At 68.9% G+C, this 24795-nt stretch carries 22 protein-coding genes; 10 read left to right on the top strand and 12 right to left on the bottom strand.

What is annotated here, in order from left to right:
- Positions 1 to 82: 82 nt before the first annotated feature.
- Positions 83 to 1117 (bottom strand): AraC family transcriptional regulator, encoded by a 1035-nt coding sequence (locus OHZ10_RS30990; RefSeq protein ID WP_342705290.1) that lies wholly within the window; start codon positions 1115 to 1117, stop codon positions 83 to 85.
- Between the two features lie 137 nt (positions 1118 to 1254).
- Here OHZ10_RS30990 and OHZ10_RS30985 point away from each other — a divergent pair, with 137 nt between their 5' ends.
- The 6 genes from OHZ10_RS30985 to OHZ10_RS30960 all read left to right on the top strand — a co-directional run bounded on the left by OHZ10_RS30985 (position 1255) and on the right by OHZ10_RS30960 (position 8739).
- Positions 1255 to 2388, top strand: a complete 1134-nt coding sequence (locus OHZ10_RS30985; protein WP_059240929.1) for an acyl-CoA dehydrogenase family protein — start codon at positions 1255 to 1257, stop codon at positions 2386 to 2388.
- A gap of 160 nt (positions 2389 to 2548) precedes the next feature.
- Positions 2549 to 4255 carry an AMP-binding protein gene (locus tag OHZ10_RS30980; RefSeq protein ID WP_059239480.1) on the top strand — a complete coding sequence of 569 codons (1707 nt, stop codon included), beginning with the start codon at positions 2549 to 2551 and terminating at the stop codon, positions 4253 to 4255.
- A gap of 109 nt (positions 4256 to 4364) precedes the next feature.
- Positions 4365 to 5894: a CoA-acylating methylmalonate-semialdehyde dehydrogenase gene (locus OHZ10_RS30975; RefSeq protein ID WP_059239482.1), complete on the top strand. Its 1530-nt coding sequence runs from the start codon at positions 4365 to 4367 to the stop codon at positions 5892 to 5894.
- 18 nt (positions 5895 to 5912) lie between these two features.
- Positions 5913 to 6812 carry a 3-hydroxyisobutyrate dehydrogenase gene (gene mmsB / locus OHZ10_RS30970; RefSeq protein WP_069252269.1) on the top strand — a complete coding sequence of 300 codons (900 nt, stop codon included), beginning with the start codon at positions 5913 to 5915 and terminating at the stop codon, positions 6810 to 6812.
- A complete protein-coding gene (locus OHZ10_RS30965) occupies positions 6812 to 7603 on the top strand; it encodes an enoyl-CoA hydratase (protein ID WP_256087290.1) in 792 nt (263 codons plus the stop codon). Before mmsB ends, OHZ10_RS30965 begins: the two co-directional genes overlap by 1 nt.
- Positions 7600 to 8739, top strand: coding sequence for an enoyl-CoA hydratase/isomerase family protein (locus OHZ10_RS30960; RefSeq protein WP_059239488.1), 1140 nt, complete (start codon positions 7600 to 7602; stop codon positions 8737 to 8739). The genes OHZ10_RS30965 and OHZ10_RS30960 overlap by 4 nt, the downstream gene beginning before the upstream one ends.
- 46 nt (positions 8740 to 8785) lie before the next feature.
- Here the strand turns inward: OHZ10_RS30960 and OHZ10_RS30955 are convergent, their stop codons facing one another.
- The gene (locus OHZ10_RS30955; RefSeq protein WP_342705289.1) at positions 8786 to 9703 is read right to left on the bottom strand and encodes a LysR family transcriptional regulator; all 918 of its coding nucleotides are present in this window, start codon (positions 9701 to 9703) and stop codon (positions 8786 to 8788) included.
- Between the two features lie 178 nt (positions 9704 to 9881).
- Between OHZ10_RS30955 and OHZ10_RS30950 the strand changes: the two genes are divergently transcribed.
- Entirely contained in the window at positions 9882 to 11420 is a 1539-nt protein-coding gene (locus OHZ10_RS30950) for an MFS transporter (RefSeq protein ID WP_059239493.1), read from the top strand.
- Between the two features lie 30 nt (positions 11421 to 11450).
- On the opposite strand, the gene OHZ10_RS30945 is transcribed toward OHZ10_RS30950, so the two are convergent.
- From OHZ10_RS30945 to OHZ10_RS30910, 8 genes are all read right to left on the bottom strand, one after another.
- The gene (locus OHZ10_RS30945; protein ID WP_256086063.1) at positions 11451 to 12824 is read right to left on the bottom strand and encodes an efflux transporter outer membrane subunit; all 1374 of its coding nucleotides are present in this window, start codon (positions 12822 to 12824) and stop codon (positions 11451 to 11453) included.
- A gap of 13 nt (positions 12825 to 12837) precedes the next feature.
- Entirely contained in the window at positions 12838 to 14871 is a 2034-nt protein-coding gene (locus tag OHZ10_RS30940) for a MacB family efflux pump subunit (protein WP_059239495.1), read from the bottom strand.
- A gap of 2 nt (positions 14872 to 14873) precedes the next feature.
- Positions 14874 to 16067 carry an efflux RND transporter periplasmic adaptor subunit gene (locus OHZ10_RS30935; protein WP_342705288.1) on the bottom strand — a complete coding sequence of 398 codons (1194 nt, stop codon included), beginning with the start codon at positions 16065 to 16067 and terminating at the stop codon, positions 14874 to 14876.
- A 264-nt stretch (positions 16068 to 16331) separates the two neighbouring features.
- On the bottom strand, positions 16332 to 17060 hold the full coding sequence (locus OHZ10_RS30930) for a class I SAM-dependent methyltransferase (RefSeq protein WP_174992459.1): 729 nt from the start codon (positions 17058 to 17060) through the stop codon (positions 16332 to 16334).
- A 55-nt stretch (positions 17061 to 17115) separates the two neighbouring features.
- Complete coding sequence (locus OHZ10_RS30925) at positions 17116 to 17697, bottom strand: HD domain-containing protein (protein ID WP_342705287.1); 582 nt, start codon at positions 17695 to 17697, stop codon at positions 17116 to 17118.
- Between the two features lie 122 nt (positions 17698 to 17819).
- Entirely contained in the window at positions 17820 to 18029 is a 210-nt protein-coding gene (locus OHZ10_RS30920) for a hypothetical protein (protein ID WP_342705286.1), read from the bottom strand.
- A 94-nt stretch (positions 18030 to 18123) separates the two neighbouring features.
- On the bottom strand, positions 18124 to 18690 hold the full coding sequence (locus OHZ10_RS30915) for a helix-turn-helix domain-containing protein (protein ID WP_174992457.1): 567 nt from the start codon (positions 18688 to 18690) through the stop codon (positions 18124 to 18126).
- A gap of 52 nt (positions 18691 to 18742) precedes the next feature.
- The gene (locus OHZ10_RS30910) at positions 18743 to 19384 is read right to left on the bottom strand and encodes a hypothetical protein (protein WP_342705285.1); all 642 of its coding nucleotides are present in this window, start codon (positions 19382 to 19384) and stop codon (positions 18743 to 18745) included.
- Between the two features lie 346 nt (positions 19385 to 19730).
- Between OHZ10_RS30910 and OHZ10_RS30905 the strand changes: the two genes are divergently transcribed.
- Both OHZ10_RS30905 and OHZ10_RS30900 read left to right on the top strand, forming a co-directional pair.
- On the top strand, positions 19731 to 21134 hold the full coding sequence (locus tag OHZ10_RS30905; protein ID WP_256086066.1) for an HdeD family acid-resistance protein: 1404 nt from the start codon (positions 19731 to 19733) through the stop codon (positions 21132 to 21134).
- Between the two features lie 93 nt (positions 21135 to 21227).
- Positions 21228 to 21806 carry a hypothetical protein gene (locus OHZ10_RS30900; RefSeq protein WP_342705284.1) on the top strand — a complete coding sequence of 193 codons (579 nt, stop codon included), beginning with the start codon at positions 21228 to 21230 and terminating at the stop codon, positions 21804 to 21806.
- 72 nt (positions 21807 to 21878) lie between these two features.
- Here the strand turns inward: OHZ10_RS30900 and OHZ10_RS30895 are convergent, their stop codons facing one another.
- Positions 21879 to 22268, bottom strand: coding sequence for an OsmC family protein (locus tag OHZ10_RS30895; RefSeq protein ID WP_174992455.1), 390 nt, complete (start codon positions 22266 to 22268; stop codon positions 21879 to 21881).
- Between the two features lie 229 nt (positions 22269 to 22497).
- Between OHZ10_RS30895 and OHZ10_RS30890 the strand changes: the two genes are divergently transcribed.
- Positions 22498 to 23229 carry a ribonuclease T2 gene (locus OHZ10_RS30890; RefSeq protein WP_059239516.1) on the top strand — a complete coding sequence of 244 codons (732 nt, stop codon included), beginning with the start codon at positions 22498 to 22500 and terminating at the stop codon, positions 23227 to 23229.
- 45 nt (positions 23230 to 23274) lie between these two features.
- On the opposite strand, the gene OHZ10_RS30885 is transcribed toward OHZ10_RS30890, so the two are convergent.
- Positions 23275 to 24735 (bottom strand): fatty acid desaturase family protein, encoded by a 1461-nt coding sequence (locus OHZ10_RS30885; protein ID WP_342705283.1) that lies wholly within the window; start codon positions 24733 to 24735, stop codon positions 23275 to 23277.
- Positions 24736 to 24795: the final 60 nt, after the last annotated feature.

Genomic DNA, 24795 nt, shown 5'->3' with positions numbered 1-24795 from the left:
TTGCGGAAAGGGCGTGGGCCCGATGCTTAAAGATTAGGCGGTTTCGGCGGAAAGCGCGAAGCCGCGGCCGCGTAGCGCGGATTCAGACCGCGTCGCCACCGCGCGCGAGCACTTCGTCGCGATAGTCGGCCGGGCTGCGCCCGCTCCATTTGCGGAACGCGCGGTAGAACGCGCTCGGTTCGGCGAAACCGGTGGCGGCAGCGACGTCGGCGATCGTGCGTGCGGGGTCGGCCAGCGCCTCGAACGCGAGATCGCGCCGCAGCGTGTCCTTGATCGACTGGTACGCCTGGCCTTCCTGGTGCAGCTTGCGGCGCAGCGTGGCCTCGGCCACGTGCAGCCGCGCGGCCATCCCGCCCGCGCCGGGCCACGCGGCGGGCGGCATCCCGCGCAGCACCGCGCGCACGCGCTGCGCGAGCGCATTCGGGTTGCGATACTTGACGATGAAGCTGGCCGGCGCGTTGCGCAGGAAGGTTTTCAGCGTCTTCGCGTTCTGCACGACCGGCAGCGTCGCGAATTCGGGATCGAAATCGACATACGAATCGGGTTCGTTGAACCGCATGTCGTCGCAGAACATCGACGGATACTCGTGGTCGGCAGGCGGCGTGTCGCAGCGGAAGCTCGCATGCAGCAGCGGAATGCGGCGCCCGATCAGCCAGCAGGTCAGCCCGTACACGATGATGAAATAGGTCGCGTACGTGAACATCGCGGGCGTCGCGCCATTGTTGCGGTGCACGAAACGCAGCCGCACGCGCTGCGGGTTCGCGTCGAGCTCCGCGTGCAGGTCGTCGAGCACGCAGTGCATGAAATTCACCGCGCGCGCCATCGCGTGCAGCCCGTCGCGCGCGGACAGCGCGGACTGGCTCATCGCGATGAAGCTGCCGCTGCGCATCGGGTGGCGATCCTGCCCGAAAAACTCGTCGTCCATCGTGCGTGCGATTGCGTTCCACAGCGCGCCGTACTGCTGCGCGGACACGCGTGCGCGCGGCTGTGCGAGCAGCGCGGGCGCGATGCCGGCCTGCGCGAGCAGCGGCTCGGCCGCGACGCCGCGCCGCGTGGCGAGCGCGACGCTGTAAGCGACGAGGCTGATCGCGACGGTTCCCTTGTCTTCCTGCTTCATCGGTGTCGCCGGTGTGGCAAAAACGCTCAGTGTAAATGAGCGACGCGAGCATCGAACAGTCGCGTGTGCTTGCCTACACTTGTTGCATCGAAACGCAAGGACGGTCGCGCCCGGCGGCCGCGGGAGACAGCAGCACCATGGACGAGCTTTACACCGAAGACCAGCGGATGATCCGCGATGCCGCGCGCGCCTTTGCGACCGAGATGCTGGCGCCGAACGCGGCGCAGTGGGACCACGACGCGCACCTGCCGGACGCGATCGTCGCGCAGCTCGGCGAACTCGGCCTGCTCGGGATGATCGTGCCGCAGGAGCTGGGCGGCGCGTATACGGACTACGTGGCCTACGCGCTGGCGATGGAAGAGATCGCGGCCGGCGACGCCGCGTGCGCGACGATGATGAGCGTGCACAACTCGGTCGGCTGCGGGCCGATCCTCGGCTTCGGCACGCCGGCGCAGAAGGACCGCTGGCTGGCCGACATGGCGGCGGGCCGCGTGATCGGCGCGTTCTGCCTGACCGAGCCGCATGCCGGTTCCGAGGCCAACAACCTGCGCACGCGTGCGGAGCTGCGCGACGGTAAATGGGTGCTGAACGGCGCGAAGCAGTTCGTGACCAACGGCCAGCGCGCCGGTGTGGCGATCGTTTTTGCCATGACCGACCCGGAAGCCGGCAAGCGCGGCATTTCCGCGTTCCTGGTGCCGGCCGATACGCCGGGCTTCATCGTCGGCAAGCCCGAGAAGAAGATGGGCATCCGCGCGTCGGATACGTGCCCGATCACGTTCGAGAATTGCGCGATTCCGGAAGAGAACCTGCTCGGCAATCGCGGCGAAGGGCTGAAGATCGCCTTGTCGAACCTCGAGGGCGGCCGCATCGGCATCGCCGCGCAGGCGCTCGGCATCGCGCGCGCCGCGTTCGACAAGGCGCGCCGCTATGCGGGCGAGCGCGTGCAGTTCGGCAAGCCGATCGCCGAGCATCAGGCGATCCAGCAGAAGCTCGCCGACATGGCCGTACAGATCAACGCCGCGCGCCTGCTCGTGCATCACGCGGCGAAGCTGCGCACGGCCGGTTTGCCGTGCCTGTCGGAAGCGTCGCAGGCGAAGCTGTTCGCGTCCGAGATGGCCGAGCGCGTGTGTTCGGATGCGATCCAGATCCACGGCGGCTACGGCTACCTGGTCGATTACGAAGTCGAGCGTCACTATCGCGACGCGCGCATCACGCAGATTTACGAAGGCACCAGCGAAGTGCAGCGGATGGTGATCGCACGGCAGCTTTGAGCCGCGGCGGTTGCACCGGTCGAAACATCACGCAGGGCACGAGGGCAGCGCGGTGAACGCGGCACGCAACGACGTGACCGTGCGCCGCAACAGAGGCAGGCGGGCACGCGCTGCAGCACGTGCGCCGCTTGACCGCGAGACATGGAGACTGGAGGAAACGATGACGGTACAGGCATTCCTGAACGCACGCGACTTTCTGCTGCGCCATCGCACCGACTACGAAACCGCGTACCGCGATTTCGAATGGCCGGTGCTCGATGCATTCAACTGGGCGCTCGACTATTTCGACCCGATGGCGCGCGGCAACGACCAGCCCGCGCTGTGGATCGTCGACGCGGCAACCGGTACGGGCGATCCGTATTCGTTCGCGCAGATGTCCGAGCGTTCGTCGCGGATCGCGAACTGGCTGCGCTCGATCGGCGTCGTGCGCGGCGATCGCATCCTGCTGATGCTGCCGAACCGTGTCGAGCTGTGGGACGCGATGCTCGCCGCGATGAAGCTCGGCGCGATCGTGCTGCCTGCCACCACGCAACTGTCGCCCGACGACGTGCGCGACCGCGTGCAGATCGGCGGTGCGAAATACGCGATCGTCGACGAGAACGAAACCGCCAAATTCGAACAGGCCGATCTCGGCCTCGCGCGGAAGATCGTTGCCGGCGCGCCGCGCGCGGGCTGGCTCGCGATGAACGACGGCTATGCGGCGAGCGCCGAATTCGAGCCGGACGCCGTCACGCACGCGAACGATCCGATGCTGCTGTACTTCACGTCGGGCACGACGTCGAAGCCGAAGCTCGTCGAGCATACGCACCGCACCTATCCGGTCGGCCATCTGTCGACGATGTACTGGGTCGGCCTGCAGCCGGGCGACATCCACTGGAACATCAGCTCGCCGGGCTGGGCGAAGCACGCGTGGAGCTGCTTCTTCGCGCCGTGGAATGCGCAGGCCTGCGTGTTCGCATTCAACTACGCGCGTTTCGAGCCGAAGGTCGTGCTCGATGCGCTCGTCAAATACCAGGTGACGACGCTGTGCGCACCGCCGACCGTGTGGCGCATGCTGGTCCAGCAGCCGCTCGCGTCGTTCGACGTGAAGCTGCGCGAGATCGTCGGCGCGGGCGAGCCGCTGAACCCCGAGATCATCGAGCGCGTGAAGAAGGCGTGGAACATCTCGATCCGCGACGGCTACGGCCAGACCGAGACGACCTGCCTGATCGGCAATTCGCCGGGCCAGCCGGTCGTCGCGGGCTCGATGGGCCGGCCGCTGCCCGGCTACCGGATCGCGCTGCTCGACCCGGACGGCGTGCCGGTGACCGAAGGCGAGGTCGCGCTGCCGATCGGCGCCGACGTCACGCGCCCGGTCGGGCTGATGAAAGGCTATGCGAACAACCCGGACGCGACGGCCCATGCGATGCGCGACGGTCACTACCGTACGTCGGACATCGCGATGCGCGGCGACGACGGCTATTACGTGTACATCGGCCGCGCGGACGACGTGTTCAAGTCGTCCGACTACCGGTTGAGCCCGTTCGAACTCGAGAGCGTGCTGATCGAGCATCCGGCGATCGCCGAGGCGGCCGTCGTACCGAGCCCCGATCCCGTGCGGCTGTCGGTGCCGAAGACTTTCATCACGCTGCGGCAGGGCTACGAGGAAAGCCCCGAACTCGCGCTGGAGATCTTCCGCTTCTCGCGCGAGAAGCTCGCGCCGTACAAGCGGATCCGCCGCCTGCAGTTCGCGGAGCTGCCGAAGACGATCTCGGGGAAGATCCGCCGTGTCGAGCTGCGTCGTCGCGAGATCGAGCGCGGCGACGACGCGAGCGCGCGGATGCCAGGCGAATACTGGGAAGAAGATTTTGCTGCTGAATTGAAATGACGTGACCGCGGGCCGCGCGCGCCGCATGTCGCGGCCGCCGCCCGCAGCCGAACCGAACCGGCCGCGCGATGCATGACGCTACGCGGCCCACTGCAAGGAGAATGCATCGATGAACGCGAATCCGACGCCCCGTACCGGGCAAGACGTGCCGACGGTCAAGCTGCTGATCGACGGCGCCTTCGTCGAGTCCGCCACCCATGAGTGGCGCGACATCGTCAACCCGGCGACGCAGCAGGTGCTCGCGCGCGTGCCGTTCGCGACCGTCGCCGAAGTCGACGCGGCCGTGCAGGCCGCGCACGCCGCGTACGCGACGTGGAAGAACACGCCGATCGCCGCGCGCATGCGCATCATGCTGAAGTTCCAGGATCTCGTGCGCACGAACCTGCAACGCATCGCGAAGACGCTGACGGCCGAGCAGGGCAAGACGATTCCCGACGCCGAAGGCGACATCTTCCGCGGCCTCGAAGTGGTCGAGCACGCATGTTCGATCGGCACGCTGCAGCTCGGCGAATTCGCGGAGAACGTCGCGGGCGGCGTCGATACCTACACGCTGCGCCAGCCGCTCGGCGTATGCGCGGGGATCACGCCGTTCAACTTCCCCGCGATGATTCCGCTGTGGATGTTCCCGATGGCGATCGTGTGCGGCAACACGTTCGTGCTGAAGCCGTCCGAGCAGGATCCGATGTCGACGATGGAACTCGTCGAGCTCGCGGTCGAAGCCGGTGTACCGAAAGGCGTACTGAACGTCGTGCACGGCGGCAAGGAAGTCGTCGATGCGATCTGCACGCATCCGCTCGTGAAGGCGATCTCGTTCGTCGGCTCGACGGCGGTCGGCACGCACGTGTACAACCTCGGCAGCGCGCACGGCAAGCGCGTGCAGTCGATGATGGGCGCGAAGAACCACGCGATCGTCCTGCCCGACGCGAACCGCGAGCAGGCGATCAACGCACTCGTCGGCGCGGGTTTCGGCGCCGCCGGCCAGCGCTGCATGGCGACGTCGGTCGCGGTGCTCGTCGGCAAGGCGCGCGACTGGCTGCCGGATCTCGTCGCGAAGGCGAAGGCACTGAAAGTCAATGCGGGCGCGGAAGCCGGCACGGACGTCGGGCCGGTCGTGTCGAAGACCGCGAAGGAACGCATCCTGTCGCTGGTCGACGCGGGCGTGAAGGAAGGCGCGAAGCTCGAACTCGACGGCCGCGGCGTGAAGGTGGACGGCTACGAGCACGGCAACTTCATCGGCCCGACGATCTTCTCGGGCGTGACGACCGGCATGTCGGTCTACACGCATGAAATCTTCGGCCCGGTGCTGGTCGTCATGGAAGTCGACACGCTCGACGAAGCGATCGCGCTCGTCAACGCGAACCCGTTCGGCAACGGCGTCGGCCTGTTCACGCAGAGCGGCGCGGCCGCGCGCAAGTTCCAGAGCGAGATCGACATCGGCCAGGTCGGCATCAACATCCCGATCCCGGTGCCCGTGCCGTTCTTCAGCTTCACCGGTTCGCGCGGCTCGAAGCTCGGCGATCTCGGCCCGTACGGCAAGCAGGTCGTGCAGTTCTACACGCAGACCAAGACGGTCACCGCCCGCTGGTTCGACGACGACACGACGGCCGGCCCGGTGAACACGACGATCCGGCTGCATTGAGCGGCGGAGGAGACCACCATGAAAATCGGATTTATCGGCCTCGGCCACATGGGCGCGCCGATGGCGCTGAACCTGCTGAAAGCCGGCCATGAAGTGCACGCGTTCGACCTGAGCGCCGACGCGTTGCGCGCGCTGCAGGACGCCGGCGCGCAGGTGGCCGCGTCGCCGCGCGATGCGGCGTCGGGCGCGACGTTCGTGATCACGATGCTGCCGGCCGCGCCGCACGTGCGCTCGGTGCTGTCCGGCGAGAACGGCGTGCTGGCCGGCCTCGGCGCGGGCGCGACCGTGATCGATTCGAGCACGATCGACCCGGCGAGCGCACAGGCATTCGGCGCGCTGGTGCGCGAGCACGGCGGCGCGTTCGTCGATGCGCCGGTGTCGGGCGGCACCGGCGGCGCGGCGGCCGGCACGCTGACCTTCATGGTCGGCGGCAGCGACGCGGATTTCGAGCGCGTGAAGCCGGTGCTCGCGGGCATGGGCAAGAACATCGTCCACTGCGGCGCGACGGGCATGGGGCAGGTCGCGAAGGTCTGCAACAACCTCGTGCTCGGCATCTCGATGGCGGCCGTGTCGGAGGCGATGTCGCTCGGCGTCGCGCTCGGCATCGACCCGAAGGTGCTGGCCGGCATCGTCAACACGTCGACGGGCCGTTGCTGGAGCTCGGATACCTACAACCCGTATCCGGGCGTGATCGAGACCGCGCCGTCGTCGCGCGGCTACTCGGGCGGCTTCGGCACCGACCTGATGCTGAAGGATCTCGGCCTCGCGAACGACGCGGCGAAGCAGGCACGCCAGCCCGTCTATCTCGGCGCGCTCGCGCAGCAGCTGTACCAGACGATGAGCAGCCGCGGCGACGGCCAGCTCGATTTCTCGGCGGTGATCCGCCTGTACCAACCGGCAACGAAGAAGGACGCGTGATGATCGAACTGGACTACGTCGACGACGGCGCAATCGCGTGCGCGACGCTCAAGCGTCCGCCCGCGAACGCCTTTACCGCCGACGGGCTGCTGGAACTGCAGGCGACCGTCGCCGAACTGAACGCCAACCCGCGCGTGCGGGCACTCGTGATCACCGGCGACGGCCCGAAGTTCTTCAGCGCGGGCGCCGACCTCAACACGTTCGCCGATGGCGACCGTGCGGTCGCGCGCTCGATGGCGTCGCGCTTCGGCGCGGCGTTCGAGGCGCTGCATGACGCACGCGTCGTGACGATCGCGGCGATCAACGGCTATGCGATGGGCGGCGGGCTCGAATGCGCGCTCGCGTGCGACCTGCGGATTGCCGAGACGCATGCGCAGATGGCGCTGCCGGAGCCGTCGGTCGGCCTGCTGCCGTGCGGCCTCGGCACGCAGACGCTGCCCTGGCTCGTCGGCGAGGGCTGGGCGAAGAAGATCATCCTGACCGGCGCGCGCGTCGATGCGGCGACGGCGCTGCGGATCGGCCTCGTCGAGGACGTGGTGGAAAGCGGGGCCGCGCGCGATGCGGCGCTGGCGCTCGCGCGCAACGTCGCGCGGCAGAGCCCGCATGCGGTCGCGTACAGCAAGGAACTGATCGGCCTCGCGCGTCGCGGCGTGCCGCGCAGTGCGGCGCTCGCGGTCGAGCGCGAACGTTTCGTCGACCTGTTCGACACGAACGATCCGCGCGAAGGCGTGGCCGCGTTCCTCGGCAAGCGCGCGCCGCAATGGCACACCGATGGAGAGCCGCAACGATGAGCACGCCGGTGACGAAACACGACGCGTTCGCGGAGCACGCGCCCGAGGTGCTGTTCCGCGTGGTGAACCGCGTGGCGCTGATCACGCTGAACCGGCCGGCCGCGCTCAACGCGCTGTCGTACGCGATGATCGGCGAGCTGGCCGCGCTGTTCGAGCGCTGCCGCACCGACGACCAGATTGTCGCGGTCGTGCTGCGCGGCGCGGGCGAGAAGGGCTTCTGCGCGGGCGGCGACGTGCGCGCGCTGCACCGGATGGTCGCGCAGCGCGAAACCTGGCTGCCGTTCTTCGTCGACGAATACCGGCTCGACTACGCGATCCACACGTTCCCGAAGCCGGTGGTCGCGCTGATGGACGGCGTGACGATGGGCGGCGGCATGGGGCTTGCGCAAGGCGCGGCGCTGCGCGTCGCGACCGAGCGCAGCAAGATCGCGATGCCGGAAACGCGCATCGGCCTCGTGCCCGATGTCGGCGCGACGCATTTCCTGTCGCGCATGCCGGTCGAACTCGAGCTGTACACGGGGCTGACGGGCGCGATGCTGTCGGGCGCCGACGCGCTGAGCGCGAAGCTCGCGGATCTGTGCGTGCCGTCCGCGTGGCTCGACACGTTCGAGACACGCATCGAAAGCGTCAGGTGGGACGGCGATGCGCTGCCGTTGCTGCGCAAGGTGTTCGAGCCGCCGTGCAACGTGGTGCCGCACGCGGCGCTCGACAGCCAGATGCCGTGGATCGTCCGCCACTTCGACAAACGCTCGACCGTCGAGCGGATCGTCGCGACGCTCACGCAGGATCTCGCGCGTGAAGAGCTGTCGCGCGAGCACCGTCAATGGTTGCAGGCGACGCTCGATGCGCTCGCGAGCCATTCGCCGACGATGCTCTCGGTGACGCGCGAGGCGCTGTTGCGCGGCCGGCAGATGACGCTCGCCGAATCGTTCCGGATGGAGCTCGGCATCGTCGCGCGTGCGATCGAGGAAGGCGACTTCTGCGAAGGCGTGCGCGCGCATCTCGTCGACAAGGATCGCAAGCCGCGCTGGGCGCCCGCGTCGCTGGTCGAAGTGCGCGCCGAACGCGTGCGGCATTTCCTGACGTCGCCGTGGAAGCTGTTCGCACATCCGCTCGCCGATCTCGGCGCGGCGTGATCTCCCGACGCGCCGCGCGGCGGCGCGTCGGTTTCAACCCATCTCATCACGCTTCGTCGGGGCGCTCGATCATCGGCGGAATCGCCTGCGCGAGCGCGTCGATCACGCAGCGCGTCTTGCGCGGCAGGTAGCGCGTCTTCGGCCAGATCGCGTGGATGTCGCCTTCGCACACGAAGCAGCGATCCAGCACGACCACCATCTCGCCGCGCTTCACGTAATGGTCGAGCAGCCAGCTCGGCACCCACGCGATCCCGAACCCCGACGCGCCGGCCGCCGCGATCGCCTGCACGTCGTCGAAACTCAGTTGATGCGGCATGTCGATCCGCACCGTCGAGCCGTCCGGCGCGCGCAAGTCCCACGGTTGAATGACGCCCGAGCGTGAATACGCGATCGTCCGGTGGTGCTTCAGGTCGTCGAGCGTCTTCGGCATTCCGTAGCGCGCGAGATACGACGGCGCGGCGCCGAGGCTGCCGTATTGCGTGCCGAGCCGCCGCACCGCGAGGCTCGTGCTGTCCGCGAGCGTGCCGATCCGCACGGCGAGGTCGATGCCTTCCTCGACGAGATCGACGAAACGGTCGGTGATCGACACGTCGATCCGCAAGTGCGGGTAATTGCGTGCGAGATCGAGCACGATCGGCGTCACGCAGTGGTGCCCGAACGCGAGCGGCACGCTCAGCCGCAGTTTGCCGCGCGCCTCGTTGCGGCCGCAATCGAGATCGGCTTCCGCCGCTTCCAGCTCCGACAGCGCGCGCACGCAGCGGTCGTAGTACGCCTGGCCGTCGTCGGTCAGGCTCTGGCTGCGCGTCGTGCGTTGCAGCAGCCGCGCGCCGAGCCGCTTCTCGAGCCGCGCGATCGCCTTGCCGACCGCCGAGCGCGTCATGTCGAGCCGCTCGGCGGCGAGCGCGAAGCTGCCCGATTCCACTACCTGGACGAAGGTCGTCACGCCGTCGAGTCTGTCGGTCATCGCGAGTTGCCGTGATTGAGTCCTGAGATTCCCCAGTTCGTGGAAATATACGCGTCAATGGGGAGGGAAATTCTCACTATAGTACCGATTCCCGTCCAGCGTGCGTCGCCGGCCGCACGCGGCGAATCCTACTCACCTGGAGGCGCGCGGCCTGTCGCCGGGTCGCCGCGCAATACGCATGACGCTATCCGATTCCCGCAGGAATGCGGTCGCACTCGCGGCCGTCTGTCTCACGTCGCTGATGTTCGGCCTCGAAATCTCGAGCGTGCCGGTGATCCTGCCGACGCTCGAACGCGTGCTGCATGGCGATTTCAACGGCATGCAGTGGATCATGAATGCGTACACGATCGCGTGCACGACGGTGCTGATGGCGGCCGGCACGCTCGCCGACCGGTTCGGCCGCAAGCGCGTGTACGTGATCGGCACCGTGCTGTTCGGCGCGACGTCGCTGCTGTGCGGGCTCGCGCCGAACGTGCCGGTGCTCGTCGCGGGTCGGCTGCTGCAGGGCGCGAGCGGCGGCGCGATGCTGATCTGCCAGATTGCGGTGCTGTCGCACCAGTTCCGCGAGGGCCGCGAACGCGGCCGCGCCTTCGGGATCTGGGGAATCGTGTTCGGCATCGGGCTCGGCTTCGGGCCGATCGCCGGCGGCGCGATCGTCGCGCTGGCGAGCTGGCCGTGGGTGTTCCTCGTCCATGCGCCGCTCGCGGCCGTCGCGCTCGTGCTGATCGGCGGCGCGGTGCAGGAATCGCGCGATCCGCATGCGGGTACGCTCGACGTCGCGGGCATCGTCACGCTGTCGCTCGCGGTGCTCGGTCTCGCGTTCTACATCACGCAAAGCGCCGAGCTGGGGCTGACGAGCGCGGCGGGCCTCGGCGTGCTCGGCGCAACCGTGCTCGCGGTGATCGGCTTCGTCATCGCGGAGCGCGCCAGCGCGCGGCCGATGTTCGACTTCTCGGTGTTCCGGATCCGCGCGTTCACCGGCGCGATCTTCGGCTCGATGGGGATGAACTTCAGCTTCTGGCCGTTCATGATCTACCTGCCGATCTGGTTCCAGGTCGCGCTCGGCTACGACAGCGTGACGGCCGGCCTCGCATTGCTCGCGTACACGCTGCCGACGCTGGTCGCACCGCCGTTCGGCGAGCGGCTCGCGTTGCGCTACGGGCCGGGCGTCGTGATTCCGGGCGGCCTGTTCACGATCGCGGCCGGCTTCGCGCTGATGCGGCTCGGCAGCGCGGCCGAGCATGCGAGCTGGCTGACGATGCTGCCCGGCTGCGTGATCGCCGGCATCGGGCTCGGGTTGACGAACACGCCCGTTACCAACACGACGACGGGCGCGGTACCGAGTTCGCGGGCCGGGATGGCGTCGGGGATCGACATGAGCGCGCGGATGATCTCGCTCGCGCTGAACATCGCGGCGATGGGCTTCGTGCTGGTCGCGGGGATCGTTGCGAGCCTGAAGGGCGGGGCGGCGGGCGCGATCGGCGCTGCCGCGTTGCGCCGGCTCGCGCAGGAGATCGCGTCGGGCCGCACCGACGGGCTGCACGCGATCGCGCCGGCGCTCGCGCAGGCCGACCCGACCGGCGCGGCGCTGCATGCGGCGCTCGTGCACGGCTTCGGCTGGGTGATGGTGTACGGCGCGGCCGGCGTGGCCGTGCTCGCAACGGCAAGCGCGGTGGCGTTCGCGCCTGCACGGCGCGGGGCGGCCGTGTGCGAATGACGCGGCCTGCGCGTCGCGCCGGCCTGCCGGTCAGGACGTGCCGCCGCCGAGCGCGCGGTAGAGCTTCATCTGGTTGTTGAGCCGGTTCAGGCGCGTCAGCTCGTCGGCGCTTTGCGCGCTCCTCAGTACCTGCTGCTGGTCGAGCCACGGTTGCACGGCGGTTGCGCCGGCCGCGAAGCGCGCGGCGGCCAGCCGCTCGGCACGCTGCGCCTGGGCCAGCGACAACGCGCGCTGTTCGGCCTCGCGTTCGAGCTGCACGCGTGCCGACAACGCATTCTCGACTTCCGCGAGCGCCGTATGGAGGCGCTGGCGGAATCCGACCACTGCTTCCTCGTACTGCGACTTCGACACCTTGATCTGCAGCTGCATCGTGTTCCACTGGATGAACGGCAGTGCGAGGCCGAGCCCGAGCGTGCCGACCGGATTCATCAGCACGCGCTCGAGGCTCGTGCTCGTGGTGCCGGCGCTGCCGGTCAGCGTGAAGGTCGGGTAGAAGCTCGTGCGCGTCGCGTCGACCTGCGCGAGCGACTCGCGCAGCCGGAATTCCGCCGCACGCAGGTCGGGGCGCCGGCCGAGCAGGCTCGCGGGCAGGCCGGCTGCCACTTCCGGTGGCGCCGCGGCGGGCAGCGCCGACGGTTCGGCCGCGCGCTCCTGCGGCGGCCGGTCGAACAGGATGGCGAGCGCGTGGCGGTTCTCGGTGCGCTGCTGGATCAGCTGCGTCTGCGTGGCGCGTTGCGCGGCGAGGCTCTGTTCGGCCTGCGCGAGGTCGAGCCCCGACACGGCGCCGGCCGTGTGCCGCGACCGGACGACCGCGAGCGTGCGCACCGCATACGCGATGTTCGCGTCGCCGAGCGCGATCTGCCGGTTCAGATAACCGATCTGCCAGTACAGCGACGCGGTCGTGCCGATCAGCGACAGCCGGGCGGCTTCGAGATCGGCGGCCGTTGCATCGGCTTCCCAGTGCGCGGCATCGCGCAGCGCGGCCAGCCGGCCCCACAGGTCGATTTCGTAGCTGAGCGAACCGTTGATGCCGCTCGACCGGCTCGTCCGGTGCGTATCGAGCGTGCGCGACACGGCGCCGTTCCCGCCGGCCGTCACGTTGGGCGTCAGGTTCGTATCGGCGAGCCCGGCCTGCAGTTGCGCGCGATACACGCGGATCGCCGCGATCGCGAGGTCGTTGTTGGCGCGCAGCGCGTCGTCGATCAGCGCGTCGAGTTGCGGATCGCCGAAGCTGCGCCACCAGTCGTGCGCGGTGGCCGGCGCGTCGGCCGCGATGGGGGCGGCCCAGTTCGCGGGCATCGCGACCGCCGGCAGCGGGTCGTGGCGCGCGCCCGCGCAGCCGGCGAGCAGCGCGGCCGCGCACGCGATTGCGCCGAAGCGGTGAAGCGGTGAGGAATGCGTCATGGCAGGTCTTTCGTCAGTCGCGCGCGAGCGCATCGATCGGATCGAGCCGCGACGCATTGCGCGCGGGCATGAAACCGAATATCACACCGGTGAGCGTCGAGCACACGAACGCCGTCACGATCGCACCGGCGGAGAACACCATCTTCCACTGCGCGACGAACATCGAGAACAGTGCGCCGAGCCCGAACGACAGCGCGATGCCGATCGTGCCGCCGAGCAGGCAGACGAGCACGGCCTCGACGAGGAACTGCTGCAGGATGTCGGACTGGCGCGCGCCGACGGCCATCCGGATACCGATCTCGCGCGTGCGCTCGGTGACCGACACCAGCATGATGTTCATCACGCCGATCCCGCCGACGACGAGCGAGATCACGGCGATCAGCGACAGCAGCAGCGTCAGCGACTGGCCGGTCTTCTCGACGGTCTTGACCACGCTGTCCATGTTGTACGTGAAGAAATCCTTGCGGCCGTGGCGCTGGATCATCAGCTTCTCGAGGCTTTTCTCGGCAGCGGCGCTCGGCTGCCCGTCGCGCACGCGCACGGTGATGCTGTCGAGATAGCGCTGGCCGAACAGGTGCCCGCTCGCGGTGGTGTACGGCACCCACACGTTCAGGCTTTTCACGCTGCCGAACGCGCTCTTCTTGTCGGCCGTCACGCCGATCACGACGCACGGCACGTTGTCGACCAGGATCACGTCGCCGACCGGGTTGCGCGTCGCGCCGAACAGCTTGCGGCGCGTGTTCTGGTCGATCACGGCCACCTGCGCCTGGCGGCGCACCGCGTCGTCGTCGAACCCGGCGCCGAGCGCGAAGCGCATCCCGCGTGCCTGGAAGTAGCGGTCGCCGACGCCGCTCACGAGCGCGTTGACGTCGACGTTGCGGTAGCGCAGCAGCAGCGTGCGCGACGTTTCGGGTGTCGCGCTGTCGACGTACGGCTGCTCGGCGAGCGCGGCGACGTCGGCCGGCACGAGCGTCTGGATCGTGTCGGCGCGGCTGTCGCCCCAGTCGGTGCCCGGATAGACGTTGATCGTGTTGGTGCCGATGCTGCCGATCTCGTCGAGCATGTAGCGCTTCGCGCCTTCGCCGACCGCGACGATCGACACGACCGACGTGATGCCGATGATGATGCCGAGCATCGTCAGCAGCGTGCGCAGCCGGTGCGACACGAGCGCGATCCACGCCATCCGGCATGCCTCGGCGAAGCGGCCGGTGCCGGCCGCGAAGCGGCGCGCGCGCGGGCCGGGTTCGGCGTCAGAGGGCGGCGGCGCATCGTGAGCGGCGGGTGCGGAGGGCGCGTCCGTTGCCGGGCCGGACGCTGCGGCGGCAGCGATGCCGGCTTCCGCCAGCGCTTCCGCGTAGTGGCGGTTCGGCCGGTCGGCGACGATCTCGCCATCGCTGATTTCGATGATGCGTCGCGCATGGCGCGCGACGGCCTTGTCGTGCGTGACGATGACGATCGTATGGCCGAGCGCGTTCAGCTCGTGCAGGATCCGGATCACGTCCTGGCCGCTTTTCGTGTCGAGCGCGCCGGTCGGTTCGTCGGCGAGGATCACCTGGCCGCCGTTCATCAGCGCACGCGCGATGCTCACGCGCTGCTGCTGGCCGCCGGACAGTTGCCCGGGCCGATGATGCGCGCGATCCGCGAGCCCGAGGCGCGCGAGCAGTTCGCGTGCGCGTGCGTGCCGCGCCGCTCGCGTGGTGCCCGCGTAGATCGCCGGCATTTCGAGGTTCGCGACCGCGTCGACGTGCGGCAGCAGGTGATAGCGCTGGAACACGAAGCCGAAGTGCTCGCGACGCAGCTGCGCCAGCTCGTCGCTGTCGAGCATGTGCGTATCGCGTCCGCCGACCGTGTAGATGCCTTCGCTCGGGTGATCGAGGCAGCCGAGGATGTTCATCAGTGTCGACTTGCCGGAGCCCGACGCGCCGACGATCGCGACGATCTCGCCCGCATCGATCGACAGGTTCACGTTGTTCAGGACGACGACGTCCTTGTCGCCGGCCGGAAAGCGTCGCGTGACGGCCGCGAGTTTCAGCAGGGGCTGGCTCATCGTCACACCACGTCCGATAGCGGCGCGTGCTCGTCCGCCGAGGCTTCGCCGATCACGACGCGCTCGCCGTCCTTCAGGCCGGCCAGCACTTCGACGCGCACGTTGTTGTTGATGCCGATGCGGATGTTGCGCGTTTCCGTGCTGCCGTCGGCGCGCAGCACGCGCACCGCATAGGTGCCGTCCTTGCGTTTCTCGCCGAGCGCCGCGGCCGGAATGCTGAGCGCGTTGCGTGCGTTGCCGAGCACGATGCTGACTTGCGCGGTCATCGAGATGCGCAGCCGGTGCTCGGGATTCGGCACGTCGAACAGCGCGTTGTAGAACACCGCGGCGTTCGGTTTCGCGCTGCCGCCCGCGCCGCCGCCGAGCGCGCTTTGCGCGTCGGCGTAGTTCTGCGGCGCCGGCTCGATCGCGCGCAGCTTGCCGTAGTGACGCTTGTCCGGCTCGCCGAGGATCGTGAAATACGCGGCCTGGCCGGCGCTCACGCGGATCACGTCGGCTTCCGACACCTGTGCCTTCACGGTCATCGTGTCGAGATTCGCGAGCTTCAGGATCACCGGCGCCTGCTGCTGCGCGATCACGGTCTGGCCTTCCTGCGTGACGATCGCGACGACCTCGCCGTCGATCGGCGCGACGATGCGCGTATAGCCGAGGTTGGCCTGCGCGGTCTCGATCTGGATGCGGGCCGAGCGGATCTGCGCGGCGAGCGACGCGAGTGTCGCGCGCTGCACGTCGAGCGTCGCGCGCGCGGCCTCGAACGATTCGCGCGACGTCGCATCGTCGGGCAGCATCGCCTGCTGGCGCTGGAACGCGAGTTCGGCCTGCGTCAGTTGCGCGGCGGTCGACTGATGTTGTGCACGCAGGCTTTCTTCGCTCGCGCGCGCCTGGCGCAGCGTGTTTTCCGAAATCACGGGGTCGATCTCGGCGAGCCACTGGCCCTTCGTGACCTTGTCGCCGAGCTTGACCTTCAGCGTCTTCAATTGCCCCGACACCTGCGCACCGACGTCGACCTGCCTGAATGCCTGCAGCGCGCCGGTCGCGAGTACCGCGTTCTCGAGATCGCCGCGCGTGACGGGCGCGGACAGGTACTGCGGATGCTTGTCGGGCGCGCAGGCCTTCAGCGTGACGCCGGCCGCGATCGCGACGACGGCAAGGGTAGCCAGCACGATGCGCCGGCGGCGATGGGTCTTCTGGGTCATGAGAGCGCAGCGAGGATGAAGCGGGCGCCGGCGATGCGTGCGGCCGAGCAGGGCGATCCGGTTGGTGTCGCATGCCGGGCGTGTTGCCCGCGACGGAATCCGCGTACGCATCGCGCGGGCGTGCCGAATCGAATCAGACGCTCATGGTAAGCGAGGAATTCGCGCCAAATCGTGTGGAAATTGTGCTGAATTGTGCGAGAGCCGTGCCGCAGCGGCGGGCGGGCGGCGCGATTGTGGCGATCCGTGAATGGGCGGCCGCCCGCGCTACCGCTGCGCGGCGACGATCGCGAGCATCGGCCGGTCGCGCTCCTCGTCGAGCGCGGGCATCGCGTCGACCTGCTCGGGCGTCGGCCCCCATTCGTCCAGGTGCGTGAGCGTGAAGCCGCTGCCGATCAGCAGGTTCACGAGCGTGCCGAGCGTGCGGTGCTGCTTGACGACGCCCGGCGCGAGCCAGTCGGTCACGCGTTCGCCTTCGCGCTGGTAGCCGTCGAGCGGCCACGAACGGTTGCCCTGCGCATCGACGACGAAGCCGGGCCGGCGCGGCGCCGTGTAGACCGGATGCTCGATCGAGAACACGAGCCGCCCGCCCGGCGCGAGCGCGCGGTGGATCGACCGCAGCAACGTGTCGAGATGCGCGATGTAGTGGAACGCGAGCGAGCTGTATGCGAGATCGAACGCGGCATCCGGCAGCGCGAGCGTTTCGAGGTCGGCGCGGCGGTACGTGATCGCCGGATGCGCGGCGGTCGATGCCGCGCGTGCGAGCATGCGTTCGGACACGTCGACGCCGAGCACGCTGGCCGCCCCCTGATCGGCCGCCCAGCGGCTGAACCAGCCGTAGCCGCAGCCGAGGTCGAGCACGTGGCGGCCCCGCAGATCCGGCAGCAGCGCCCGCAGCGCGGGCCATTCGGGCGCGCCGTCGAGCCCGTGAACCGAGCGGCTCAGGCGGCTGTAGCCTTCGAAGAAGGCCGGGTCGTCGTAAATGTTCTGCGTCATGCGTCGGGCCTCGTGCGAGCGGGGCACGCGGTGCGGCGCGCCCGATCCCGCGAGCTTACGCGTGCTGCCCGCCCGCGTCGATCCTGCGCCGTGTATCGGCATCGACGATCTCGCGGATCGCGCTGAACAGCGGCGCGGCGTCGGTATAGCGCCGGCCATAGCCGAGATTGAATGCGTAGTCGAAATCGGGCGGGTTGCTGCCCTGGTTGTGCTGCAGGATCGTTTCGAGCTTGTCGAGCGCCTTCGCCGCGCGCGCCTCCGGCGACGCGGCGGCCTCGTATTCGTCCCACAGCGTGACGATTTCGTCGCGCAGCGTGCGGTCGAGCGAGGCGGTCAGCGTCAGCAGGTCGTCGCGTTCGTGCGCGCTCTTGTCGGGGTGCGCGGCCTGCTCGATCGCGGGGATGTCGTCGTGCAGCGCCTCGCCGAGATCGTGGACGACGCACAGCTTCAACAGCTTCAGCGTGTCGATGCCGGGCAGCGCATCGGCGAACACGAGCGCCATCAGGCACAGCCGCCAGCTGTGCTCGGCCGTGCTTTCCGGGCGGCCGGCCGACGTGTAGCCGCTGCGCAGCACGTCCTTCAGGCGTTCGGCTTCGCGCAGGAAATCGAGCCGCGCGCGGATCGTATCGGGATTCATGATCGGCGTCCTTGCGATGAGCCGTCAAGCGTACGCCGGCCGCGCGCGGTTGGTCCACGCATGAAATATGCGTGGCGGAGGCGGGATCGGGCGTGACGGGCCGGCCCCGCCGACGGATGCGCCTAGATCAGCGAAAAGCCGGCCCAGCAGAACAGCGCGAAGAAGCCGGTCTGGATCAGGACGACGAAGCCGAATGCGTAGGGGTGGCTGCGGCGCGCCACGCGCCGGCCGCCGGCGTTGGCGACGCCGGAGCGAAGCGCGCCCAGTACCGCGATGCCCGTATAGAGCATGAACGCGACGATCACGAGCGCGCGTACGGCGAACATCGACATAGGGCAATCCTCCGGGCCGCGCCGTCAGTCAAGATGAATTCCTGTGCGTTGCGTGCGACTGCGCCGACGCGCGCAGCGCGTTGCAATGCCGCGCTTACGCATCGTGCAGCGTTTCCACGAGGCGCGCGGCCGAGCCGTCCGACAGCGTCATCCGTGTCCACCGGCACCGGCTGCCGCGAATCGGCACGACGCGCGACGCATTCGCGCCGGTGTCGAATTCGACGCTCGGCGGCCCCGCGCGGTCGTGCCAGCCGAGCGGGTCGAGCGCGGCTTCCATGCGGGCGATTTCCGGCGTCGCGTAGCGCCACAGCGACGCGCCGAGCAGTGTCGACAGCGGTTGCGAGAATTCGGCCGCACGCGCCGGCGAGCTGGCGAGCAGGCGGTGCGTGAGGTCGCACACGAGATGCATGCGACCCGCGCTGCCCGCGACGAGCCGCGCGAGCGCGTGGTCGCCCGCGGAATCGAGGCGCGCGGCGAGCAACTGCTCGGCCGTCGCGCGCTCGTCGGGCGACATCTGCTGGAGGCCGGCCTCCCAGCGCGAGATCGTCGATTGCGCGACGCCGAACAGTTCGGCCGCGTGGCTTTGCTTGATGCGGCGCAGCGCGCGCCAGCGCCTGAGCTGCGGGCCGAGCGAGGACGGATGTGGCGAAGGGTCACGCATGTCGATGCTCCTCTTTCAGGCGTCGGCCGGGCGCGTTGCCGGGGCGGTCGCGCTAGAACCCGGCGAGCGGCCGGTCCCTGAGTGAAAAAATCGCGACCGGCAGCAGCAGGATGCCGCCCAGCACGAGCACGCCGTCGGCCGCCACGGTGACAGGCGTGGCCAGGATCCGGAGTCCCTTCGCAAAGGCCGACGGCGATTCGTCGATGCCGACCGTATAGCGTTCGTTGAACGCCTGCGCGGCGCCGTCCGGCTTCAGCGTGAAGCCCTCGGTGGAGTAGCGCTTGCCGACGATGTTGCCGTCGAGTTCGAGCTGGTTGCGCCGGGCGCTGAAGCCATCGGCGGCTGCCGCCAGGCGCTCGTCGGCCGACGCGTCCTTCGACAGAACGGTGTCGTAGTTGCCGGTCACGTCGCTGCCGTCGGCATGGAAGCTGCTGAACGACGTATGCAGCGATTTGCGGTAGCTCGCCGCCAGCACCGGGCGCAGCTTGTCCGGCAGATCGAAGATGTAGTGATAGCGCTCGCCCAGCACCACCAGTTTTTTGCCGTCTTTCGTGATCAGGAAGGCGGAAACGTGCTCGATGTAGGTTTCGTCGTGGTTTTCGTAGAGCGCCGGCGTAAAACAACCCGACAGCGCGAGGCTGCTGGCGGCCATGCCTGCGGCCAGCAGGCGCCGGCGCGTGATCGATGTGCTCATTTCTTGTTGTCCCGTCTGTGCGGTTCGGTTCAGTTCAGTGGCTTTCGCCCTCGGAAGCCGGATTCTCGCGTATCAGCCGCATGTTGTCGAACGGGAAATCTGCCAGGGCAGCGGCCGGCAGGACCGGCTCGCGCCCCGCCGAAAACGTTTTCGTCAGGCTTTCAACCCACTCCGCCATATCTTATTATTCGGCCAGAGCGGTGCGTGCCGGCCGCCATCGATCATGCCGAAGGCATGACGCGCCGGCAACGATTACCGCCTTCCGGCCGGCGCGTCGCACGACGCGTGGTCGAAATGACAGGGAACGCGAGGCCGCGCGTATCCCGAAAAATGACACGAGGGCGCGATGGTACGACTGGTGTTGCTGCTGCTGGGCATCGAATATCTGCGAACCCGCTGGCGCGGGCTGACCGTGCTGGGCTGGCTGTGGGTGGCCGCGGGCGTCGGCATCTTCGTCGACGCGCTCGACGGCGCGCTGCATTTCCCGATCGAGCTGTTCGCGTGGCTGTTCCTGATCGAGGGGCTCGCGACGCTCGCGGTGGCCGGCAGCGGTGTCGGCGGGCAGCGCATCCTGCGCTACGTGAAGGGCATCGTCGTCGTGGTCGCCGCGGGGCTCGTGTTTGCCGGCCATCACCACGGCCACTTCCTGCTGTCGATGATCTTCGGCACGCTGTTCCTCGTCGACGGGCTGCTGCAGTGCACGTCCGCGTGGATGGTGCGCTACCGCCGCTGGAACGTGGCGTTCGCCTGGGGCGTCGTCGAGATCCTGCTCGCGATCTTCTTCTTCCAGCCGTACCCGACCCACTATGTCGGCACCGTACCGTACTGCCTCGGCCTGCTGCTGATGTTCGGCGGGATGCACATGCTGAGCCTTGCCGCGCGCGTGCGGCGGCTGACGCGCAATCCCGCGTTCGCGACGTCGCCCGCGCCGGCGTTCGTACCCGACCTCGACGAGGCGCGCGACCGGCCGCGGTTCGCGCAATCCGAATGGGACGGCCCGCCGGCCGACGGCGAGCATGCGCTCACCGTGCATGTGTGGACGCCGACCGGCACGTCGAAGGCCGAAGCGCAGCGCTATCCGGTGATCGACCGCTATATCGCGGCGGTGGACGTCAACGGCGTGATCTCGACCGGGCATGCGGCGCTGGAATCGCCGGAGGGCATCTACATCAGCCTGTATCCGGGTGTCGAAATCGATCGTTCTCCGGACGAATTCACGCGCATCCTGCGTGCGACGCGCGAAAACGACGTGCCGGGCCTGTTCCAGCCCGACTACGCGACCGAGTCGAAGGCGTGGTGCCCGTCGACGGTGCGCGTGCGTATCCGCAACTACGATCCGGCCAAGCTCGACGCGTTCTGGTTGTCGTACCGGCAGAACGTGACCTACAACCTCACGCACCGCAACTGCTCGAGCACCGTGTCGCATGCGCTCGAAGCCGCGCTCGACGGCGCGGTGTGGCGGCTGAAGGGCGCGCGGGCCGGGTGGGGCGCGTTCGTGCGGCTGCTGCTCACGCCCGAGCTGTGGGTGGCCGCGCAGATCCGCAAGCGCGCGGTGACGATGGCGTGGACGCCCGGGCTCACGCTCGACTATGCGCGCGCGCTCAGCATGCTCGCCGATCCGCGCCCGTTCGCATGGTGGAAGGTCGCGCGCTCGGCGGTGAGCGCGATCATGGCATCGCGCCGCGCATGGCGCGAGCAGGACAACGCGGCGCTGTCGCCCGGCGGATCGGAGGCTGCGTCGATGAAGTGATCGCGCGATGCCGGACGAGGGCCCGGCATCGCAGGGCGCGCCGCCGCGCGGCCCGTCGAGTTTGCCCGCCATCACACCCCACAGACGACAACAATGAACAAGACGAGAGATTTCCGTTTCCTGATTCCCGCTGCGCTCGCGCTGGCCAGCGCCGGCCTTGCGCAGGCGGGCACCGACGAAGTGCCGCGCATGAGCAACGACGTGTACCGGACGTCGGTATCGTTCTGCTCGAACGTCGCGGCCGCCGAGAAGATCGAGTGCCAGGGCGACATGATCGCCGCGGGCAGCCGGATCGTCGCGGCGATCGGCGGCCTGCCGCCGGCCTCCGCCACGGCGATCGACGAAGGCGCGCGCAACAGGCTGCCGCCGGCGGAGCGCAAGGGGCTCGCCCCCGTCGAGCCGGGCGCGATCGACAAGGACGACGACCTGGCCGGCCTCGCCGGCATGGTGCGTCTGTGCGACGTGTACGAATCCGAGCCGGCGTCGCGCGCGCGGCATCACGCGGCGCTGCAACAGAAGGCGCCCGATGCCGCGCCGCGCGTCGAGGCGTTGCTGGCCGATGCGTCGACGGTGGCGCGCCAGCGCGTCAGTATCGGCGTGTGGCAGATTCTCGCGCTCGAAGGCCCCGAAGCGTCTGCGCGCGCGTGCACGCAGCTCGGCAGCGGGTCGTGAGCGCGCGCGTGCCGCAAGCGCAGGCCGATCGACCGTCGGTGCGCCGGCAGCGCGGCGCCCGCGACGAACGGGTCAGCGGTGCACGATCGTCGCCGGCCTGATCCGTACCGGCCGGCCCAGCGTGCGGGCGACCGGAGACGCCCGTACGGCGTTGCGCACGAGTGCTTGCTGCGTGTGCGACAGCGGCGCCGCGAAGCGCAGCGCGATATCGAAACCGGTTTCGTGCTCGAGGCGGTCGATGGCCACCTCCGCCGTACAGGCGGGCAGCGTCACGCCCGCGCGCTCTGCGGCGAGGTCGATCGACATGCAGACGCAGGCCGCGAGCGCGCTTTCGAGCAGTTCGTGCGGCCGCATGCCTGCGTCGCCGCCTTTGCCTGCCTTGTGCGTGTCCGCGCGCACGACGCTGCGCCCGTTGCCGATCTCGACGCAATAGGGCTTGCCCAGCCGTGCGGCCGTCACCATGGGGATGCTCCGTTGCAGGATGAGGATGCCGGCACGGTACGCCGGCGTCGCGTGCGGGGGAAGGCAACGGTTGGTACCGGTACCGCTTGTAACCGCTTCGGCGGCGCGCGCGAATTCTTTCGTCCACCTTCACATTCGTGCCACGTTGCGACAGCAACAATCGCGGGCAGACATTCGACAACCTTGCGGCGCATCCCGCGACCGCAAGCCTTTTCCGAGGAAACACGCCATGCTCAAGACGCTCGCCCGCGCCGCTGCCGCACTCGCTGTCGCTTCCGCTTCACTGCACGCCACCGCGCAGACCAGCTACGACTACCTGTTGCTCGCCGCATCGTGGGAGCCCGGCTTCTGCGCGTCGCACGATACGCCGGAATGCACGAACCTCGCCGGCTCGTATGCGGCGACGAGCCTGTCGCTGCATGGCCTGTGGCCGAACCGCTATGACGGCAACCAGCCGTTCTATTGCGGCGTGCCGCAGAACGACATCGACCTCGACAACGCGCACCAGTGGTGCAGCATGGACGCGTACCCGATCAGCAGCGCGACGCGCAACACGCTGTCGACATACATGCCGGGCGTTGCGTCGTGCCTCGACAAGCACGAGTGGTTCAAGCACGGCACCTGCTCGAACTCGACGACGCCCGATGCGTACTGGAACCAGGCGTCGGGCATGATCAGCCGGCTCGGCAACACGTCGTTCAACACATTCCTGCAGGCGAACGCGGGCAAGACGGTCACGCGTAACCAGTTGCTGTCGGCGTTCGAAGGCGCGTTCGGCAGCAACACGCGCAGCGCGGTGTCGCTGAAGTGCACGAAGACGAATGGCGTGAGCTACTTCACCGAAGCCTGGATCGCGGTGAAGACGAATGCGGCTGCGCAGTTCCCGAGCGCGGCGTCGCTCGTGACGGACGGCAACACGCAGGGCACGTGCCCGACGTCGGGCGTGTATATCGCGAAGTAACGGGGCGGGGCGCGACGTGTGCGACATCGCGCACGTCGTCGCCCGTCATGACTTCGGCGGGACGCCTGACCACAGCAGCCCGGCCAGTTCCGGCCCGCCGAGCTGGTGCTCGTCACGCTCGACCGTGCCGGGCAACGCATGCCACGGCACCGCCGGATTGCGATGATGCTGCAGATGCAGATTGATGTGATACGGCCACACGAACACGCGGCCGATCCAGCCGGTTCGCCACGAATACGTCCAGTCGGCCCAGCCCGGCGTCGCATCCGGCCCGCCGCTGTGCTCGGCCATGCTGCGGATCTTCTGTAGCAGCACCGACAGCGTGAGCAGCGGCACGAACCAGAGCGCCGCGACCCGCACGAGCGTGTGCGCGGAACCGGCCCACACGAGCAGCGCGACGATCGTCATCCATACCGCCACAGCGGCCTGGAACGGCCGGCCGAGTCGCGTGTTCTGCCCGCCCGCGCGCCGGAATGCCGCCATGTTGCGCACCATGTTCAGCACGAACAGGTCGCCGAGGCATTGCCGCGCGAGCGGCCACGCATCGAGCGGACGGAACCGCCACGGCTGGTCGTGATAGAGGAACTGGCGCTCGGGATCCTGCGCGGTGCCGAGATGGCGATGATGCGCGAGGTGCAGTGGCCGATAGAACTCGACGGGCACGAGACCCGGCACGCCGATCGCCACGTTGATCAGGAAGTCGTTGAGGCCGCGCCGGCGCGTGACGTGATAGTGGGCCGCATCGTGATACAGGATGAACAGCGCATGCTGGCGCGTCGCGACGACGACCACGGCGAGCGCATGCAGGTACCACGCGCCGAGCGCAACGGCGACGCGGATCGCCACGATGATGCACGCCCATTCGAACAGTGCGGCTGCGATGGTGCGCAGGTCGACCCGTGCACGCAGCAGCGCGAGCGTGACCATGCCGGCAACGATGCCCGTCACGCCGCCCCATGCGGCATCTGCGGCACGATGCTGGCCGGTGGTCAGCACCGTCGCCATCAGCAGCGCGCTCCACGCGACGAACAGCCCGGCCGGCCGCTGCCGCAGCGCCAGCAGCACGATCGCGATGGCGACCGGCAGCGCGACGTGCCCGCTCGGTGATGCGGCGAGCGGCGAGTCGATCCGCTGCAGCCATGCGATCCAGCCGCGCTCGGCAGGCGGCCACGCCACCGCGGTCGGATGCAGCAGATGAGCGGCCAGGCAAACGCCGGCCGCGAGCGCGCCGGCGAAGAACGCCGGCAGCAGCCAGGCGCGCCCGCGCCCGAGCCAGACGAGCGCGGGCATCGCGCACAGGTAGCTGAGGTAAAGCGGCACGGTGCCGGGCAGCACCGGAATCGCGCGATCGAGCGCGCTCGCCGGAATCGCGGTGACGGGGCCGAGTGGCACGTGCGTGACGAAGCAGTAGAGTGCACCCGTCACGACGAGATAGGCGACGAGCAGCAGCCATGGCCGGGCGATCGGCGTGTCGTTCGCATCCTGGCGGGAAAGGACCTGGGACATGGCTTGAGCGGGCGGGTAACGGGCTATCATAGCAAGCTGTTCAGCCTTGCAGGAGTACCC

Source organism: Burkholderia arboris, from assembly GCF_038723655.1.
GTDB lineage: Bacteria > Pseudomonadota > Gammaproteobacteria > Burkholderiales > Burkholderiaceae > Burkholderia > Burkholderia arboris.
The sequence above is the reverse complement of the archived record's forward strand: the minus strand, read 5'-3'. Positions and strand labels throughout refer to the sequence as shown.

What these genes read in the sequence shown, in the direction of transcription:
- OHZ10_RS30990 (WP_342705290.1), bottom strand. Translation starts at nt 1,117, where the DNA reads ATGAAGCAGGAAGACAAGGGAACCGTCGCGATCAGCCTCGTCGCTTAC.
- OHZ10_RS30985 (WP_059240929.1), top strand. Translation starts at nt 1,255, where the DNA reads ATGGACGAGCTTTACACCGAAGACCAGCGGATGATCCGCGATGCCGCG.
- OHZ10_RS30980 (WP_059239480.1), top strand. Translation starts at nt 2,549, where the DNA reads ATGACGGTACAGGCATTCCTGAACGCACGCGACTTTCTGCTGCGCCAT.
- OHZ10_RS30975 (WP_059239482.1), top strand. Translation starts at nt 4,365, where the DNA reads ATGAACGCGAATCCGACGCCCCGTACCGGGCAAGACGTGCCGACGGTC.
- mmsB (WP_069252269.1), top strand. Translation starts at nt 5,913, where the DNA reads ATGAAAATCGGATTTATCGGCCTCGGCCACATGGGCGCGCCGATGGCG.
- OHZ10_RS30965 (WP_256087290.1), top strand. Translation starts at nt 6,812, where the DNA reads ATGATCGAACTGGACTACGTCGACGACGGCGCAATCGCGTGCGCGACG.
- OHZ10_RS30960 (WP_059239488.1), top strand. Translation starts at nt 7,600, where the DNA reads ATGAGCACGCCGGTGACGAAACACGACGCGTTCGCGGAGCACGCGCCC.
- OHZ10_RS30955 (WP_342705289.1), bottom strand. Translation starts at nt 9,703, where the DNA reads ATGACCGACAGACTCGACGGCGTGACGACCTTCGTCCAGGTAGTGGAA.
- OHZ10_RS30950 (WP_059239493.1), top strand. Translation starts at nt 9,882, where the DNA reads ATGACGCTATCCGATTCCCGCAGGAATGCGGTCGCACTCGCGGCCGTC.
- OHZ10_RS30945 (WP_256086063.1), bottom strand. Translation starts at nt 12,824, where the DNA reads ATGACGCATTCCTCACCGCTTCACCGCTTCGGCGCAATCGCGTGCGCG.
- OHZ10_RS30940 (WP_059239495.1), bottom strand. Translation starts at nt 14,871, where the DNA reads ATGAGCCAGCCCCTGCTGAAACTCGCGGCCGTCACGCGACGCTTTCCG.
- OHZ10_RS30935 (WP_342705288.1), bottom strand. Translation starts at nt 16,067, where the DNA reads ATGACCCAGAAGACCCATCGCCGCCGGCGCATCGTGCTGGCTACCCTT.
- OHZ10_RS30930 (WP_174992459.1), bottom strand. Translation starts at nt 17,060, where the DNA reads ATGACGCAGAACATTTACGACGACCCGGCCTTCTTCGAAGGCTACAGC.
- OHZ10_RS30925 (WP_342705287.1), bottom strand. Translation starts at nt 17,697, where the DNA reads ATGAATCCCGATACGATCCGCGCGCGGCTCGATTTCCTGCGCGAAGCC.
- OHZ10_RS30920 (WP_342705286.1), bottom strand. Translation starts at nt 18,029, where the DNA reads ATGTCGATGTTCGCCGTACGCGCGCTCGTGATCGTCGCGTTCATGCTC.
- OHZ10_RS30915 (WP_174992457.1), bottom strand. Translation starts at nt 18,690, where the DNA reads ATGCGTGACCCTTCGCCACATCCGTCCTCGCTCGGCCCGCAGCTCAGG.
- OHZ10_RS30910 (WP_342705285.1), bottom strand. Translation starts at nt 19,384, where the DNA reads ATGAGCACATCGATCACGCGCCGGCGCCTGCTGGCCGCAGGCATGGCC.
- OHZ10_RS30905 (WP_256086066.1), top strand. Translation starts at nt 19,731, where the DNA reads ATGGTACGACTGGTGTTGCTGCTGCTGGGCATCGAATATCTGCGAACC.
- OHZ10_RS30900 (WP_342705284.1), top strand. Translation starts at nt 21,228, where the DNA reads ATGAACAAGACGAGAGATTTCCGTTTCCTGATTCCCGCTGCGCTCGCG.
- OHZ10_RS30895 (WP_174992455.1), bottom strand. Translation starts at nt 22,268, where the DNA reads ATGGTGACGGCCGCACGGCTGGGCAAGCCCTATTGCGTCGAGATCGGC.
- OHZ10_RS30890 (WP_059239516.1), top strand. Translation starts at nt 22,498, where the DNA reads ATGCTCAAGACGCTCGCCCGCGCCGCTGCCGCACTCGCTGTCGCTTCC.
- OHZ10_RS30885 (WP_342705283.1), bottom strand. Translation starts at nt 24,735, where the DNA reads ATGTCCCAGGTCCTTTCCCGCCAGGATGCGAACGACACGCCGATCGCC.